We start from the raw sequence: 15,665 nt of genomic DNA, 5'->3' as shown, positions 1-15,665 counted from the left end.
TAACCAAAGAAAGCCGCTACGATTTTTCGCGATTTTTTCCTGAGTAAAAACACCTAATCTTAGTGGAAATCTTCCATGAAATAAAAATCAGAATCTATGAAAAAGTTTTCTCTCTCTCTTCTTTTCTTTGGAATCTGCATAGTCGGTTTTTCCCAAACTCAGGGTGACAACCTTCGCGCTGAAACCCGCCTCGACCAGGTGTATCAGCAGTACAATCTTACCGGCGACGGTGCCATCGTCGCGATGATCGAAAGGGGAATTGACTACACCCACCCAGATTTTATCGATGAAAACGGCAAAACACGCATTGCCTATATCTACGATATGATCAATACCTCGGGCGCCAATGCACCCAATAATCCCTATGGCATAGGAACCATATTCACCCGTGCCCAGATTGACGCAGCCCTTACAGCCGGAACACCGCTGGGCTCGACCGACCGGTTTGGCCACGGAACAGCCTGCACAGGAATCGCCGCGGGAGACGGCAGTGCTATGCCGGGTGCACCTTACCGGGGCGCAGCACCCGGAGCGACAATCATTGCAGTCAAAGTAACCCATGATGCGTTCCCTGCGACCGGCAATATTGCCGGACAAGCCGGGTTTTACAACCCCGCGTATTTGCCAGTAGCGATACAGTTTGTCAAAGATAAAAGCATTGAACTGGGGCTACCCGTTGTTGCGCTCATGAATCTGGGTTCGATCGGCGGGCCTACTGACGGAAGCAGCGAAATCAGCCGCGCGATGGAAGACTTTGGCGGCCCGGGCCGGATTTTCGTTTGCGGTGTGGGCGATGATGGCGGCGGCGCCAACCGTGCAGCAGATACAGTAGCCCAGGACAGCACCTCCGAACTGATATTCCGGAAGGGCGTTGGCGGCAACCTGCGGATGGAGATTTGGTACAGTGGCGATGACCGGCTCGGCGTATTTATCGACCCACCGGTCGGACCCAGTTCGGGTAATCTGCCTACCCCAACTACCAATCAAAACGCTTCCAACTGGAGCGGAGCAGGCATCAATTACTATCACAGGGGAGGAGATGTGGATTTCTATGGATCCGATAACGGGCAGCGGCAGATTATGATCGATTTCTCCGGAGATACAGGTGTTTACCGTATTTTTCTGAAAGGCAATACTATTGTCAACGGAAAATACTTCGCCAGCCTGAATCCATCAAACTTTCACAGTAATAACTATTTTCAGAACCATGTTTTCCCCGGAGGAAGTATCAACGATTTTGCCGCAGCGTTTAATATCATTGTTCCGACCGACTATGTCTTTGATTCTACCTATGTCGATCTCGACAACATACCCCGAAACCGCGGCGGGCAGGGCGCCGTCGGCGACCTCTGGTTGGGTAGCAGCGCCGGGCCGACACTTGACGGGCGACTCGGTGTGGATATCGCAGTGCCCGGCGAACTGAGTATAGGCGCTTACAGCCCCAATACCTATTATTCACAGTTTCGGTTTAATATGATACAGGGAAGTGGCGGAATGTATGGCCTTCAGAACGCCGTCAGCGGAGCCGCGCCAACACTCACAGGGGTGATCGCCCTTATGCTCGAAGTCAATCCCAATCTCACTGTGGATCAGGTACGCGACATCCTGCACCAGAGCGCCCGGTCAGACGCTTTTACAGGCACTACTCCGAACCCGGAATGGGGTTATGGAAAACTCGACGCCTACGCAGCAATACAGGCGACCTACAATACCCTCGGTCTGGAGCAGACAAGCCTGGCAGAAATGGGCATTCGGTTTTTCCCCAATCCGACAACAGGAGAGGTGAACTACGAATGGGAAACATTTACTTCCCGCGAACCTGCCCAAATCGACCTGCTCGACACGCAAGGAAGACGGATTTCTTCATTTAATATAAATCAATCATCCGGACAAATGATTTTCCCCAATGTTGCACCCGGTCTGTATATGCTTTCGGTGAAGGCAGGCAGCCGGGTGAGTTTTTTCAAAATTCTTAAAAATTAACGGATTATGAGACGATTACTGTTTGGCATTTTTCTTCTTGCAGCACATCCGCTTTCAGCGCAATACAGTTACTTTTTCCAGCAGGAGTACTTTTTTGGTAACCTGCCCAACGCCCGGGTAGAAGCGATGGGACGGGCCAATGTTGCTGTCGGCGGTAGCGTTGCCTCCCAGTTTTTCAACCCTGCTGGCATAGGTATTATCGAAGATCAGGAAGTTGCACTTTCGACTTCGGCACCTTTTTATTTGCTCAGCAATTCCGACTACTATTATGCCGGATATGCCCGCCGGATTCGCCCGAATCTGGTAGCGGCCATAAGCGTAAATCAAATGGCTGTGGGGCCTACTACATTTAAAGTTGATATCAACAATGTAGATTATCCTTTGGACAAACCTAAAAGCACCAATATTGCCCTTACAGCGGCAATGGAGCCGGTGAAAGGACTTCATGTCGGCATTAACGCCAACTTGTACCGCATGAAGTTTTTCGATGACGTCTCTACGTTTAATGCACTGCATATCGATGCCGGAGCACTATATCGTCTGGAGATAAACCCAAAACAACACCTTCAGTTTGGCGCCAGTGTCAACAATGCAGCGAAGTCATCCATAACATTTGCCAGTCCCCTGGGCGATGAGGCTACCAGCGAATTTCCCGTAGTAGCCCGTATCGGCGCTGCTTATATCGCAGAAACGGAAATTACCCTGCCCGGAGCGGGAACCGGTCCGCTTGAACTTACTTTTACCGCCGAATTTCAGGACGTATTGAATAATGCCTATCGTACAGGAATTCTTATGGGAGCGGAAGCGAGGGTGTGGAATGTATTTTCTCTGAGACTGGGTTATCTCAGTCTCAATAGCGACGATGGAGGGCTTTCTACCAACAAACCGCGTCTGTCCAATTTTACCTATGGGTTTGGTTTTCAGATACCACTGCAAACACTTACAGATGGCACGGTGCCCTTCGACGTGCATCTCGACTACGTGAGCCTCGAACCCCCCTCCTATACCTTTGGAGGTACACGCCTGTCCAATATGCGGACTTTCGGATTGCGGCTGGTATGGCCGGTGGGTGCATAGTTTTCTGTCAAACCAACCACTAATTATCGATCATTATGAATAAATCACAGTTTTTTAGATACGGATTCTGCCTTTTTCTGTTAGGCTTTAGCCTCCTCAATAGTCCTTCCCTGCACGCACAATCTTTTTTTGGTTATCAGACCATTGGAACCCATACGTTTTTCTTTTCTATTGCCTGGCAGGATAAAAAACCCTTTTTGGGTGGAGGTTATACCTACCGCGACTTTGGTAAAACATTTACCGACCTGTCTGCAGAGATCAGGTTTCCGCTCGCCGAGATGTATAAATTTGACAACTACCAGATTATCGCAGGTATGTACAAACCCGTCACCATTAAGCGCGCTTTTATGGGCACAGGGGCACATCTTCGGGTAAAAACCCAGACTTCGGGCGAACAAAAAACCACACGAGTACAGCTTGCGCTGACGGTTTTGCCTACATACACCTATGCAGCCAGTCTGACAGACGGGCTCTACGGCACAACCGCCCTGCGAATCACCTATGCCCCCGTCATTTGGGCTTCTGTAAAAGAGGGTGCCAATACTCCCTCCACACAGGCACTTGCCGATCATGTGCTGGAGTTGGGCGGGCACCTCGACGTACATTCAGAGCGAACACTGGGCCTGGGATTAAATGGATACTTGACACGCAGTTTCGTACCCCAGAAAAGCATTCTACCACAAAACAACCAATGGCAGGGCGTCGGCGATTTTTACTGGGGAATGACGTACCGAATCAGGCGTTCCTGAACCAATTATATGCAGGTTTGCACGGGATATGTCGCACGTGCCGGAGAATTTGTTAATTTCGGAAATGCTTTTCCGAACTGGCGGAAAAGCTTTTCTCCGATACTATGAACCAAGAATTATTTGAGCGACTGGTCAGACAGATACGAAGCGGAGAGGACAGCGGGCTGCGGCTTGTTTTTCAGGAGACCAACCGCTATTGTGTCAGGACCTTAATCAAGAAGACCAGTTGTGAAATGGCTGATGCTGAAGATATTTTTATGGATGCAATGTTGATCTTTCGGGAAAATATTCTGTCGGGGAAACTGGTGCAACTGACGAATATAAAAACATATATGTTTGGTATATGCTGGAACCTCTGGCGAGACCTCAACCGGGCAAAAAACCGGTGGGGGAATCCGGAAAGTGAGATTGAACGCCAGTTTTTCCTTCTCTCCGCTCATGACCCACAAAAGGAAGAAGAGGATAAAGAATGGATAAAAGAACAGGTAAGCCGGGTAAAATCAGCCCTTATGAGCCTGGGAGAAAAGTGCAGACAACTCCTCACGTATGTTTATATAGAAGAAAGGCCTCAGAAAGAAATCGCCCAAATGATGAATTTTGCCAGTCCGGAAGTGGTCAAAGTTACCCGCCACCGCTGCTATCAGCAATGGGTAAAACTAATCGAACAAAATGAACCCCGCCCTTATGGAAAATGACCTTTTGATTATATCGGACTACCTGGCTGGCGACCTTTCGGAGGCAGATAAATCAGTAGTTGAAACAAGGATTCAGACGGATGCTGATTTTGCAACCCTGTTTCGTGAGCAACAGTTGCGGGTCAATATTTTTCGCGCTTCGGCCAGAGCCGAAGAAAAGATCCGGATGAAAGATGTGCTTCGCACAGATACCAGGGTGCGAACGATTTCCCGTCCGATGTGGATTGCCAGTGCAGTAGCTGCTGCTATCGCCCTGCTGATTCTTGTCTGGGTTTCTCCCTGGAAAAAAGAAGTTACCGCAGAGCAACTGGCGATGAACTACCTGGACTCCTATCCGCTTTCTGTTCCCCGTGGTGCGGGAGCCGACTCGGTGCTGAAAGATTCTGCCTACCGGTATTATCAGGCAGGAGAATATGCACTGGCCACTCCCCTGCTTCAGGATATGTATGCCGATAGTGCCGAACCCCAGACCGGCCTCCTTCTGGGCGAATGCCTGAGCCAGACCGGGCGATACAAAGAAGCGACAGAGATATTTACCATCCTGGCCCAGGATTCACCTTTCAGAGATGCCGCGCAGTGGCGGCTGGCCCTCAACCAGTTGCTCGGCGGGGAGACAGAGGCCGCACGCCAGACCCTGACGGAGATCAGCGGCAGCTCGCATTACCGCTCAGCCCAGGCAGACAGTTTGTTGAATCTGATGGGGGAGTAGGCAGGAAGTAATCGCATCTGCACGGGCAGACGCAAAGGCATCTGCGTTACTCTGCGTGGTACTCTGCGTAATCTGCGTTCCAAAACAGGGGGTGATCTCCGATCAACATCGTGATGGTTCACGCAGAGTACGCAAAGGAATCGCATCTGCACGGGCAGACGCAAAGGCATCTGCGTTACTCTGCGTGGTACTCTGCGTAATCTGCGTTCAAAGGCAGGGAGATGATCTCCGATCAACATCGTGATGGTTCACGCAGAGTACGCAAAGGAATCGCATCTGCACGGGCAGACGCAAAGGAAGGCAAGGTACTCTCTGCGTTAATCAGCGTGATCAGCGTAATCTGCGTTCAAAGTAATGGAACTGATCTCCGATCACTGATTATCCGGTTCACGCAGAGGAAAAGGATTTTTACTCCCGTACAACGGTGAGTACAGCATTCGTTGTAACCGATTCAAATCTGCCAAAATCATTGAAGAATAGTCCTGTAACAGAAAACACTATTTCTTTTTCTTTTTGCCCGACCGGAAGTAATCCCTTTGTAGGAATAACAATTCTGACCGGATCATTTTCAGCGGAAGTAACCCGCCCCAGTGTAGTCTTCCAGGCATTATGTGATGAAACCTGCTTTAACTGGGCATAAATATTTCCTTCGAAAATTTCGCCTTCTTTTACTTTGAAACCACCAGGAGTTTCCGGAAGAATCGCAATATTATCAATATATCTATGCGAAAAGTACCTAACCACACCTAACCGCCAATTCAACAATTCAATCACTTCCGATTCCCACTCCAAAACCCGTAACCGACCCTGAACAGGAAGGATGCTTTCATCAGTCAGTTCTGCAAAGGTAAGCGTATCTTCATATGGGGATGGCATGCGAAACTGAGCACAATAGATTTTTTTTAACTCAGCTCCCCATTCCAGAAAATCTTCCAGACGGGTTGTCTCTGCCTGAGTCAGTATTTCCGAAGTGCGTGATTCGATATACCGGAGTGTATCTTTGAGGCCTGAATTTGTATATTTCCCCATATTCAATTCCTCATCCCGGATTTCCTGAAACATAAAATCATGTAGTGCCAGATTATGATTTCTCCGGAAAGTGATCTGCTTTTCTATCTCATCTTCCAGAGTGCTTATCTGCTGCTCAAAAGATTTTCTTTCCAGCCACCAGCCCAGGCCGGTCAGGACAATCATCAGAAGCAGGGCAGAAATAAGGATAGCAGATATTCTGGTTTTCATATGGGGATTTTGGTGTTGAGGAAGTTTCGGTTTCAACACCTTAATGTCCGTTTGTCAGATCGGTTACATATCCTGATATAAAAAGGTCGCTATTTGCATTTAATACAGAATTATGCGCTTTTCTCGCGTATATTTCCCAACAAACCCATAACCTCCTTTCCGATGAAAAAACTCCTCCTTCTGTTTGTCATTTCTTCGCTTCTGCCGCTTGCTATGGTGGCGCAGTCGCTCCGCGGTCTCGATAAAAGTCCGCTCGACATCGCCTATTTCCCCGACAACTTCGCGCACGACCGCAAAGCCGGCGAAAAAGCCATTATCAAAGTAACCTATAGCCGCCCTGCCAAAAATGGGCGTGATGTATTCGGACAGCTTGTTCCCTACGGCAAAGTATGGCGCACCGGAGCCAATGAAGCTACGGAAATCAAAGTCTATCAAACCATTACCCTCGGCGACCAAAAGCTGAAACGGGGTACCTACTCGCTCTTCACCCTTCCGGGCGAAACGGAATGGGAAATCATCATTAGTAAAGACCTTGACTACTGGGGCGCATACAGCTACGAACAAAGCCATGATGTATTCCGCACCAAAGTTCCCGCCGGGAAATCCGACCAGACGGTCGAAAATTTTACCATTCAGTTTAAACTTCTCGGTACTGGTAAAGCAGTGATGACTCTGGCCTGGGATAAAACAATCGTCGAAGTCCCGGTTTCTTTCTGATCTGTATTTATTTGCTTTCAGCAATCACAACATCTCCTCCGGAGGGATTTGCCTGATACATCACAAAATTTCCCGTATCATCTTTCTCCGGGGTAACGGATTGCCGGGTTTCTCCCTGCGCTATAGTGATCTTTTCCCAACCTGAAGGCACATAGGTTTTCAGGGTCAGGGGAATATTGTACATCGACGGGTCGAGATCGCTTTTCAGAGTGATTCGGATATTGTTATCTTTATTTGCGGTCTCTATCGCTGTGTTCATTTTTTCGCGCATATATTTGGTTACGTCCCGGAAAGTCGCAATCCACAAGTCGCTTTCCTTCTCTTTCATATAGCCAAAATATTCTTCAAATTCTGCAATGGGTTTTGCCTGCCAACCGATGCCATCGACGCCATGAAAAACCAGTACCAGCCAGTTGTTGTCATGTGTCAGAATCGTATCCACCCACGATTTCATCATTTCCATCGGTGTGTCAGTGTGTGGGCCGCGCTGCCACTGTACATAGGCTTTATCTGAAGTGCCGGGTGTGGCTTTCGAATCGCGGTTGAACTCTTCCAAAAAGGGTTCGGGCATACGGTTTCGGAGCGAAGGGTAAATGTTGAGTGCGTACTCCATCACCCGCTCGTTTTCAGTTCCGTAAGGGCATTCGGCAGAAAATGTATGTTCGGGGCCAATTTGTTTGATAATTTCTTCCTTACTTTTTTCCAACTCGTACAGCATATTGGTTTCATCGAGCACCGCCAGCCGTGGATGGGTAACGGTATGGCTGCCAAACTCATGGCCATTTGCCGCAACCTGCCTGACTTCCTCCCACGTGAGCCGGTCGCGGGTGGGGTCGTCTTTGCCTGCTACGGCTGGTTCGAAGGCTTTGGTCCGCACTTTCTGATAAGCTTCGTCGATGACTTTACAGGCTTCTTCTATTTTTCCCTGATCTACCAGTTCGCCCGCCTGGGTATGGTAGGCAAGTGATCCTTTCAGTCCCAGAAAGCCAATGGCGGAGGCCCGTTCGAAGAGATTGGTTGGGTCAGTCGGAATGGTGGCGGTTTCCTTTATAATTTCCTCCGTCGGCCTTCCGATAAATGTACCGTTGTAAGTTGCTTCGGGAATATTGCCGGTGATAATGTAAAAAGTAGCGGGAAAGCCAAGCTTGTCCATCAGCGGCAGCGCTTTGCGAAACTGATTGATCGTGCCATCGTCATAGGTAAGGGAAACGGCTGCCTTTTTGCCGTACTGCCATTGGGTTATTTCAGTCTGGCCTACGTATTCCTCCTTTGCGCAGGAGAAAAGCAGGAAAAGCGAAAGCACAAGAGCAGGTAGTAATTTTTTCATAAAGGTGGTGTAGGTTAGCGTTAGTTTTTAATGGTAAACTCCAGAGTAAACCAGGGTTTGTCGGTCTGTGATTCGTGATTGGCAGTAAGGTCGCGGTCAAACGGGCGGTTCAGATTGTTGCCGGCAAGATCCTCCAGCCGGGCTTCCACCTGGATCTTGTATGTACCTGGTTCCCACGGAAGGTCAGGAATAAATTTCCAGACGGACTCATTTTCTCCGAGCATTATTTTCCCTGCGACGGGTTTATCCTCTGCTGTGCGTACCCGCATGGCGTGTGTCAGCAGCGCATGATCCATACATTCTCCCAGATCGATCTGCAGCGGGTGAAATGTTTTTGCCTCCGGTGAAGTTATTTTCCACAAACGGACATCTGGTTGTTGCCTGTCAGGTGTGGTTGCCTGAATTTTTTTCCGGAAGTCATCGGTAAGCGTATGCCCGTGAATATCCGGCCAATCTTTGGAAATAAGGATTGTATAACTTTTGTCCGGACTTAAGGGCGTCCCCAGCAACTGGTTGGGTATAAGGTCTCGTTTGACTCTGCCCGGATCAAACCACATCGTCAGCCTTTGCCCCGAATGATCCCATAATTCGGGCTGTAAGTCGAGGAAAACGCCGGGGAGTGTATCGCCGGTTTCGTCCAGTAAAAAAAGATAGTTCATCGCGACGCCTTCCCGCATCGGCATTGAAAAATGCAGATAAATCTTCAGCAAATTGGCGGGAACGGTAGCTGAAGACGGGTAAATGGCGGTTACCTCCGGTTGCGGATATTTTTCAACAGCCGGGATAAAAAAGCTGAATAAAAACCTGTCTCCCCACGCAGCTGTATAGGTCATTTCACTGCGAAAAGGGAAGGTGGGAATAAATTCCAGAGAATCACTCTCCTCCACAATTTTGCCCAACATCGGCGGAATGCCCGCCGAAGGATCGGGAATCGTGTCTCCGGCAAAGATTTTTAACTCGCCCGGCAGGGATGGTTTGGCAACCCGAAGGGTTTGATTATTTTCCGTCAGCCGGTAATCTGTCTGGGCATAAATGGAAGTGGAAAAAAGGAAACCGGCGACCATTCCGATGATCGCCGGGTATAAAATACATCGTTTCACTACAGTCTTTTCTTGTCGAGGGTCATCAGCGCGAGATCGCCGTTGGCTTTGCGCTGGATGATGGCGATATACTGATCGTTGAAATCGTCCATTTGCTGAACATTGACATAAGGCATGGCGACAAAAGGCACACCTGCGGTTCCGAAGTTTTCTTCTACAGGTTCTGTGAGGTAGTCTCTGTAAGCAGAAACATTTTCCATGTCGATTTTCATCAGCGCTCTGCTGGAATTGGCCATGAGAAGATACGATTTTTCTCCTGATGTAAAGGTGATAATATCAAGCGGGGTGTTCCAGCTACCGAGTTCTGCGACGGTTTTGCCTTTGGTGTGTTCGCCCTGTTTGATTTCACTTAACGGAAAAACCACCAGCGGTGTGCAGGTATAACTGGCAATCAGATGTGGGGTTCCGTTGAGTTCGTAGGGGAGGAATGTTTTGATCGGCGAATAGGTCTCATACCGGCCATGTGCAGCGTGGTAGATTTCCAGCGAAGCGTAAGTCTGCTCATTCCCAAAAGGAAACGGAATGCTGCGGAAGGTGGAGCTGAATTCCTCATTGGAAAGCCCCGAAACCATTACTTTGTCTTTGTAAAAAGCCAGATCGGAAATGGCCCACTGGCGCATACTTCTTCCCCGGTTATCTTTGGCATCTTCGGTCACTGCATTAGTAAGCAACATTTTGGAATAGCTCACTTTGTCCAGCGGCACATTTTCAAACGTTTGGCCCGTGGTTCTGAGAAGAACCGGCTTCCCGTCTTCCATATGTATGGCGAGGTAAACCGATTTTGAGAGCGGGTGAACGGCCATATCCTGAATAGAAATTTTGTCAGCAGTTGTACCCAGAAGACCAGCGATGGTCTGATCTATCTTGTTCATATCAATAGCTTCAGCGGCAGAACGGGAAGCCTGATCCTCTGTTGCAATGGCAAAAACACTGGCATGTTTGGAGTCGCCGATAAACAGAATACCTTCGGGCCCAAAAGCCATGGCGTTGATAGACTGAATGTCAGGGTTGCCGGAGGTAAAACCTTCCATCCAGTTTTTACCCGAATCAGCCCGCATCTGGCTGATCAGAAAAGGAGTTAGTAACAACAGAATCTGGATTGTCTTTTTCATTGTGAATTAAATTTGAGTGAGAAAAGGGTTTCCTCAATATACCTTTTTCTAACTGATTTTTCAAATAGCGGTACAACTGCCTTGTATTCAGATTATTTTAGTATTTTGGAATATTCCTTTAACCCCTGTATCATGAATCCTACCAGACTCTTTCCTCAAAAAGCTGTTTTTATTTGTTGTATCCTGTTTTGTGTTGCTGGTCTTTGGACAAGTTGCGAGCCTGCGGCGAAGGAAGAAAATAACCAGCGATTTTTATATGCGGCCTCCCCCGGCATCCGCAATTACCTCGAATTTGGCGGGCACGGTGTGCTGGTGTACGATATCGATCATGCGTATCGTTTTGTCAAACGCATTTCTCTCGATGGGTATGGGCTGAATGAAAATGGCGAACCACTCAACATCAAAGGTATCTGTGCCCATGCCGGTACCGGCAAATTGTATGTAACCACCATTCGCCACCTGATATGTCTGGATCTGAATACCGACCAGGTGCTCTGGCAAAAAGAATATCCCGACGGCTGCGACCGCATGTCTATTTCCCCCGATGGAAGTGTGATTTATGTTCCTTCCTTCGAAAAAGACCGATGGTATGTGGTGAAAGGCGAAGATGGTTCTGTCATCACCGAAATCGTCCCCGAAAGCCGCGCACACAATACCGTCTATGGTATTGACGGGAAATATGTTTATCTCGCCGGACTGGGCAGCCCTTATCTGACGGTCGCCGAGACCCAAAACCATACCGCAGAGCGAACGATCGGACCTTTCAGCCATTCGATACGGCCATTTACCGTAAATGGCAGCCAGACCCTTTGTTTTGTAAATGTCAACGAACTGCTCGGATTTGAGGTCGGCGATATGGTGACCGGGAAAATGATCCATCGGGTGGAGGTGGAAGGATTTGAGCAAGGCCCAGTGAAACGCCACGGTTGCCCCAGCCACGGCATCGGCCTTACGCCCGATGAAAAAGAACTGTGGGTAGTGGACGGCGCCAACAGCATGGTGCATTTTTTTGATGCGACAGTCATGCCACCCAAACAAATGGGCAGCGTAGCCCTCCGCGAACAGCCGGGATGGGTTACTTTCAGCATAGATGGAAATACAGCCTGGCTTTCGACGGGAGAAGTATTTGATGTAAAAACCCACACCATTGTCGCCGCGCTGAGCGATGAAGAAGGGCGGATGGTGCAGAGCGAAAAAGTAATCGAAATTGACTTTAAAAATGGTAAACCTTTCCAGGCTGGAGACCAGTTTGGCCGTGGGTATGTAACCACAAGGTAAAATAGATATCTATGAAAAAATTGCTGTTACCCTTCGTATTTCTTCTGGCCGCTGTATCCCTTTGTGGCCAAAACGCAGAACCCGATAAGCCCCTTCGCATTATTTGCTTCGGTGCACATCCCGATGATGCCGAACTCAAAGCCAGCGGCGTCGCCGCCATGTGGGCGGCCCAGGGGCACAAAGTCAAATTTGTAGCCATGACCAATGGCGATGTCGGCCATTTCGAAATGGCCGGTGGACCCCTTGCCGTCCGCAGAAAAGCCGAAGTGATGGAGTGTGCCCGCCTGCTGGGAATAGAGACAGAAGTCCTCGATATCCACGACGGAGAACTGATGCCTACGCTGGAGAACCGCAAAACCGTGGCGCGGCTCATCCGTGAATGGCAGGCTGACATTGTCATGTGCCACCGCCCCTACGACTATCACCCCGATCACCGCTATACGGGTGAACTCGTGCAGGATGCTGCTGTAGTAGTAGTAGCGCCTTTTTTTGTTCCCGATACCCCGCCGGTAAAAAGAAATCCTGTGTTTATGTTTTACTCCGACGGATTTCAAAAGCCCTACCCTTTCGACCCTGCGATTGTGATTGGAATAGACAAGGTCGTACAACAAAAATGGGACTGCATTTCGGCTATGCCCTCGCAGTTTGGCGATGAACATTCCTGGCATGCAAGTACCAGACCCGACGTACCCAAAGGCGACGCAGAACGCAAAGCCTATCTGCTTGATCTCGTCAAAAAACGCGACGAAGGGATTGCCAATACCTACCGCAACCGCCTGATCGAACTATACGGTGAGAAAAAAGGACGGCAGGTAAAATACGCTGAAGCGTTTGAAATTTGTCAGTACGGCCGGCAACCTACCATTGAAGAACTGAAAAAACTATTCCCTGACTTCTAACCATATCATATCTTATGAAATCTGCCTTACTCTTTACTACTTTCTTTCTGTACTGCCTGCTGGGCTTTTCTCAGGTTCCGGGCTCTGGTTCCGCTGTCTCTCTGGATGGGGTAAATGACTACGTAAACATTCCAAACACCCCCGCACTGAATCCTACTACGGCCATTACGGTTGAGGCATGGATCAAAGCTGATACCTGGGGCGTCAATCCCTGGAGCAACTCCATTGTCAACAAAGAAGGCTGGGCGGCGGGATCGCAGGGCTATACGCTCCGATGCGGGCAAAATGGAAAACTTTCCTTTAATATCGGTTCTGCCGGTGCATGGCACGAAGCGGTTTCTGCTTCCCTGATGACTACCGGGAAATGGTATCACGTGGCAGGAACCTATGATGGCAGCACCATCCGGATTTTTATCAATGGCGAGCAGGTGGCTACGCAGTTGCATTTTGGGACACTGGCCGTGGGAAGCTATGATGTGCGTATCGGCGAACTCGCCTACACCCCGGGCGGGAGCCGCCCGTTTGACGGGCAAATCGACGAAGTCCGCATCTGGAATCAGAGTCTTCCCGTCGCAACCTTGCGTCAGTGGATGTGTAAAAAAATAACCAACAGCCACCCCAACTTTGCCGGACTGGTCGGTTACTGGCAGATGGATAATGGTACCGGCACCATTGTTTCCGGCAGTGGTGGCACCACAATCAATGGCACCATGACCAATGGCCCGCTCTGGGTTACTTCTGGTGCGCCCATTGGCAACCAAAGCAAATATCAGTACAATTCTACTGCCTTTGGGCTCATTCACCCCGACGGGGACAGCCTGAGTGTGGAAAATATTACCGGTAGCCCGGCCGGAATTCATATCTACCGGGTAGATCAGGCGCCTAATGTGACAACCCCTCCCGCCGGAACTACTCAGCTAGACAATCAGCGGTATTGGGGGGTATTTGTTGTAGGAGGTACCAGCCCGACCTTTAATGTTCGGTATCACTATGCCGGAAATCCGCTGGCGGCTGGTGCGTGTGGGCTTTCATTGGCAAAAAGAGCCAGTAATGCCACAACTTCATGGACAGCGTTGAGTGCGCAGAATCTCACTTCGGTAAGCCAACTGCTGTTTACAGGTACTACGGCGGGCGAATTTATCATGGCTACCCAGTCGCCTTCGGTGACCATTACTCCTCAAAGTGCGCTTTCCTTTTGCCAGGGCGACAGCGTAGTGCTGGAAGGGTCCACTGTGCCCGGGGCAACCTATCAGTGGCTGTTCAACGGGGACAGCATTGCCGGGGCTACGGATACAGTACTTACCGCTTCTGCTTCGGGTTCTTACAATCTTCAGCTTGATGTGCTGGGTTGTATTGCCAATGCTACTCCGGTAAATATTGTCGTGAATCCACTGCCATCGGTCCAGTTTAATCCGCTGGGTACGATTTGTCTGAATGGCACGCCGATCGCGCTGAATACCGGTTTGCCGTCAGGCGGAACCTATGCGGGTATCGGGGTAAATGCCGGGATATTTAATCCTGTGGCAGCAGACACGGGGGTGCATGTACTGAATTATTTTTATACCGATACCAATGGTTGTTCGGATTCTGCTTCACAAAATATAACGGTTTTGCCGCTGCCGGATGTGTCTCAGACGCCTTTTGATCCGCTTTGTGCGCTTTCTTCGCCCGTGACTTTGGTCGGAGGAATGCCTGCAGGAGGGGTTTACAGTGGTTCGGGCGTGAGCGGACAGACCTTTGACCCTGCGTCTGTAGGCCCGGGGCAGTATCTGATTAATTATACCGTTACGGGCGCCAACGGCTGCACCAACCTCGCCAATCAGATGATGGTCGTGTATGCCAATCCGCCCGTAAGTGCCGGCAATGATCAGACAATTTGCAATGGAAGTTCTGCCACACTTACCGCCGCAGGTGGTGTTTCTTTTGTGTGGGATACCGGCGATACACTTCAGACTATCATTGTGGCACCTGCGCAGACTACCAGTTATCACGTTACGGTAACCGACCAGAATGGCTGCCAGAACAGCGACAGCGTGGTTGTAGCCATACAGCCTGATCCCGTCGCCGATGCCGGCGAGGACCAGACCATCTGCGAAGGCGAAACAGCCACACTGAATGCGGCTGGTGGTATTTCCTATAGCTGGAATAATGGCCAAAATGGTAGTTCTATTCAGGTTCAGCCTGTTGCCGAAACTACTTATATCGTAACCGCTTCAGATAACCTCGGCTGCACAGGGACAGATTCCGTGGTGGTATTTGTCGATCCGCTGCCCTCAGTGGATTTTACCTACATTCAGTACGGCGCGCAGATTACCTTTCAGAATCTTTCTGCAAATGGTACACAGTATCTATGGGATTTTGGCGATGGTACATCGGGCGACAGCAGTGCGAGTCCGGTGCATATCTATGAGTTTAACGGCTTGTACCAGGTTACATTGACGGCGAGCAACAATTGTGGAGAAACCGATACCACATTTTTTATCGACATCACTACTGCAAGTCTGGACGATCATATGTATTCCCCTCAGCTGATCCTGTTCCCCAATCCTGCAAACCACTCGGTTTCTATTTCGCTGGAAGGACTGGCGAATCAGGCATTTCAGTTGCAACTGATGGATCTGCAGGGAAAAGTCTTATGGCAAAACCGGGAAAACCCCGGTCGTGAAAATTTTGCCCTGGAACTGAATCTGGACAAATACGCTTCAGGTTTATATCTGCTGGAAGTTAGGGGAAATGACTTTTTGGTCACAAAAAAACTGGTGGTGGGGAAATAACGAATC

The 15,665-nt window shown here is 49.4% G+C and carries 13 protein-coding genes; 9 read left to right on the top strand and 4 right to left on the bottom strand.

The genetic code is table 11. From position 1 onward, the window contains the following. Positions 1–96 precede the first annotated feature (96 nt). The 5 genes from R3D00_31120 to R3D00_31100 all read left to right on the top strand — a co-directional run bounded on the left by R3D00_31120 (position 97) and on the right by R3D00_31100 (position 5,213). The gene (locus R3D00_31120) at positions 97–1,983 is read left to right on the top strand and encodes a S8 family peptidase (protein ID MEZ4777667.1); all 1,887 of its coding nucleotides are present in this window, start codon (positions 97–99) and stop codon (positions 1,981–1,983) included. A gap of 6 nt (positions 1,984–1,989) precedes the next feature. Further along, positions 1,990–3,060: a hypothetical protein gene (locus tag R3D00_31115; protein ID MEZ4777666.1), complete on the top strand. Its 1,071-nt coding sequence runs from the start codon at positions 1,990–1,992 to the stop codon at positions 3,058–3,060. A gap of 35 nt (positions 3,061–3,095) precedes the next feature. Continuing rightward, positions 3,096–3,809, top strand: a complete 714-nt coding sequence (locus tag R3D00_31110; GenBank protein ID MEZ4777665.1) for a hypothetical protein — start codon at positions 3,096–3,098, stop codon at positions 3,807–3,809. A 104-nt stretch (positions 3,810–3,913) separates the two neighbouring features. Beyond that, the gene (locus tag R3D00_31105) at positions 3,914–4,504 is read left to right on the top strand and encodes a sigma-70 family RNA polymerase sigma factor (GenBank protein MEZ4777664.1); all 591 of its coding nucleotides are present in this window, start codon (positions 3,914–3,916) and stop codon (positions 4,502–4,504) included. Further along, a complete protein-coding gene (locus R3D00_31100; GenBank protein ID MEZ4777663.1) occupies positions 4,479–5,213 on the top strand; it encodes a tetratricopeptide repeat protein in 735 nt (244 codons plus the stop codon). The genes R3D00_31105 and R3D00_31100 overlap by 26 nt, the downstream gene beginning before the upstream one ends. Positions 5,214–5,621: 408 nt before the next feature. On the opposite strand, the gene R3D00_31095 is transcribed toward R3D00_31100, so the two are convergent. Beyond that, positions 5,622–6,452 (bottom strand): hypothetical protein, encoded by an 831-nt coding sequence (locus tag R3D00_31095; GenBank protein ID MEZ4777662.1) that lies wholly within the window; start codon positions 6,450–6,452, stop codon positions 5,622–5,624. 162 nt (positions 6,453–6,614) lie between these two features. Between R3D00_31095 and R3D00_31090 the strand changes: the two genes are divergently transcribed. Next, positions 6,615–7,169, top strand: coding sequence for a DUF2911 domain-containing protein (locus R3D00_31090; GenBank protein ID MEZ4777661.1), 555 nt, complete (start codon positions 6,615–6,617; stop codon positions 7,167–7,169). Between the two features lie 7 nt (positions 7,170–7,176). Here the strand turns inward: R3D00_31090 and R3D00_31085 are convergent, their stop codons facing one another. Genes R3D00_31085 through R3D00_31075 form a run of 3 tightly spaced genes read right to left on the bottom strand, consistent with a single transcriptional unit; the run spans position 7,177 to position 10,708 of the window. Then, the gene (locus R3D00_31085; protein MEZ4777660.1) at positions 7,177–8,496 is read right to left on the bottom strand and encodes a polysaccharide deacetylase family protein; all 1,320 of its coding nucleotides are present in this window, start codon (positions 8,494–8,496) and stop codon (positions 7,177–7,179) included. A gap of 20 nt (positions 8,497–8,516) precedes the next feature. After that, complete coding sequence (locus R3D00_31080) at positions 8,517–9,596, bottom strand: hypothetical protein (protein MEZ4777659.1); 1,080 nt, start codon at positions 9,594–9,596, stop codon at positions 8,517–8,519. Continuing rightward, entirely contained in the window at positions 9,596–10,708 is a 1,113-nt protein-coding gene (locus R3D00_31075) for a hypothetical protein (GenBank protein MEZ4777658.1), read from the bottom strand. Before R3D00_31075 ends, R3D00_31080 begins: the two co-directional genes overlap by 1 nt. 132 nt (positions 10,709–10,840) lie before the next feature. Between R3D00_31075 and R3D00_31070 the strand changes: the two genes are divergently transcribed. The 3 genes from R3D00_31070 to R3D00_31060 are packed head-to-tail and all read left to right on the top strand — an operon-like array spanning position 10,841 to position 15,659. Further along, on the top strand, positions 10,841–11,986 hold the full coding sequence (locus tag R3D00_31070; protein MEZ4777657.1) for a hypothetical protein: 1,146 nt from the start codon (positions 10,841–10,843) through the stop codon (positions 11,984–11,986). A gap of 11 nt (positions 11,987–11,997) precedes the next feature. Further along, positions 11,998–12,885 carry a PIG-L family deacetylase gene (locus tag R3D00_31065; protein MEZ4777656.1) on the top strand — a complete coding sequence of 296 codons (888 nt, stop codon included), beginning with the start codon at positions 11,998–12,000 and terminating at the stop codon, positions 12,883–12,885. 14 nt (positions 12,886–12,899) lie between these two features. Continuing rightward, on the top strand, positions 12,900–15,659 hold the full coding sequence (locus R3D00_31060; protein MEZ4777655.1) for a LamG-like jellyroll fold domain-containing protein: 2,760 nt from the start codon (positions 12,900–12,902) through the stop codon (positions 15,657–15,659). Positions 15,660–15,665: the final 6 nt, after the last annotated feature.

Source organism: Bacteroidia bacterium (assembly GCA_041391665.1).
GTDB lineage: Bacteria > Bacteroidota > Bacteroidia > J057 > J057 > JAGQVA01.
Note: the sequence above shows the minus strand (reverse complement) of the source record. Positions and strands in the feature narration are given on the sequence as shown.

Coding starts and splice junctions, on each gene's coding strand:
- R3D00_31120 (MEZ4777667.1), top strand. CDS start 97: ATGAAAAAGTTTTCTCTCTCTCTTCTTTTCTTTGGAATCTGCATAGTC.
- R3D00_31115 (MEZ4777666.1), top strand. CDS start 1,990: ATGAGACGATTACTGTTTGGCATTTTTCTTCTTGCAGCACATCCGCTT.
- R3D00_31110 (MEZ4777665.1), top strand. CDS start 3,096: ATGAATAAATCACAGTTTTTTAGATACGGATTCTGCCTTTTTCTGTTA.
- R3D00_31105 (MEZ4777664.1), top strand. CDS start 3,914: ATGAACCAAGAATTATTTGAGCGACTGGTCAGACAGATACGAAGCGGA.
- R3D00_31100 (MEZ4777663.1), top strand. CDS start 4,479: ATGAACCCCGCCCTTATGGAAAATGACCTTTTGATTATATCGGACTAC.
- R3D00_31095 (MEZ4777662.1), bottom strand. CDS start 6,452: ATGAAAACCAGAATATCTGCTATCCTTATTTCTGCCCTGCTTCTGATG.
- R3D00_31090 (MEZ4777661.1), top strand. CDS start 6,615: ATGAAAAAACTCCTCCTTCTGTTTGTCATTTCTTCGCTTCTGCCGCTT.
- R3D00_31085 (MEZ4777660.1), bottom strand. CDS start 8,496: ATGAAAAAATTACTACCTGCTCTTGTGCTTTCGCTTTTCCTGCTTTTC.
- R3D00_31075 (MEZ4777658.1), bottom strand. CDS start 10,708: ATGAAAAAGACAATCCAGATTCTGTTGTTACTAACTCCTTTTCTGATC.
- R3D00_31070 (MEZ4777657.1), top strand. CDS start 10,841: ATGAATCCTACCAGACTCTTTCCTCAAAAAGCTGTTTTTATTTGTTGT.
- R3D00_31065 (MEZ4777656.1), top strand. CDS start 11,998: ATGAAAAAATTGCTGTTACCCTTCGTATTTCTTCTGGCCGCTGTATCC.
- R3D00_31060 (MEZ4777655.1), top strand. CDS start 12,900: ATGAAATCTGCCTTACTCTTTACTACTTTCTTTCTGTACTGCCTGCTG.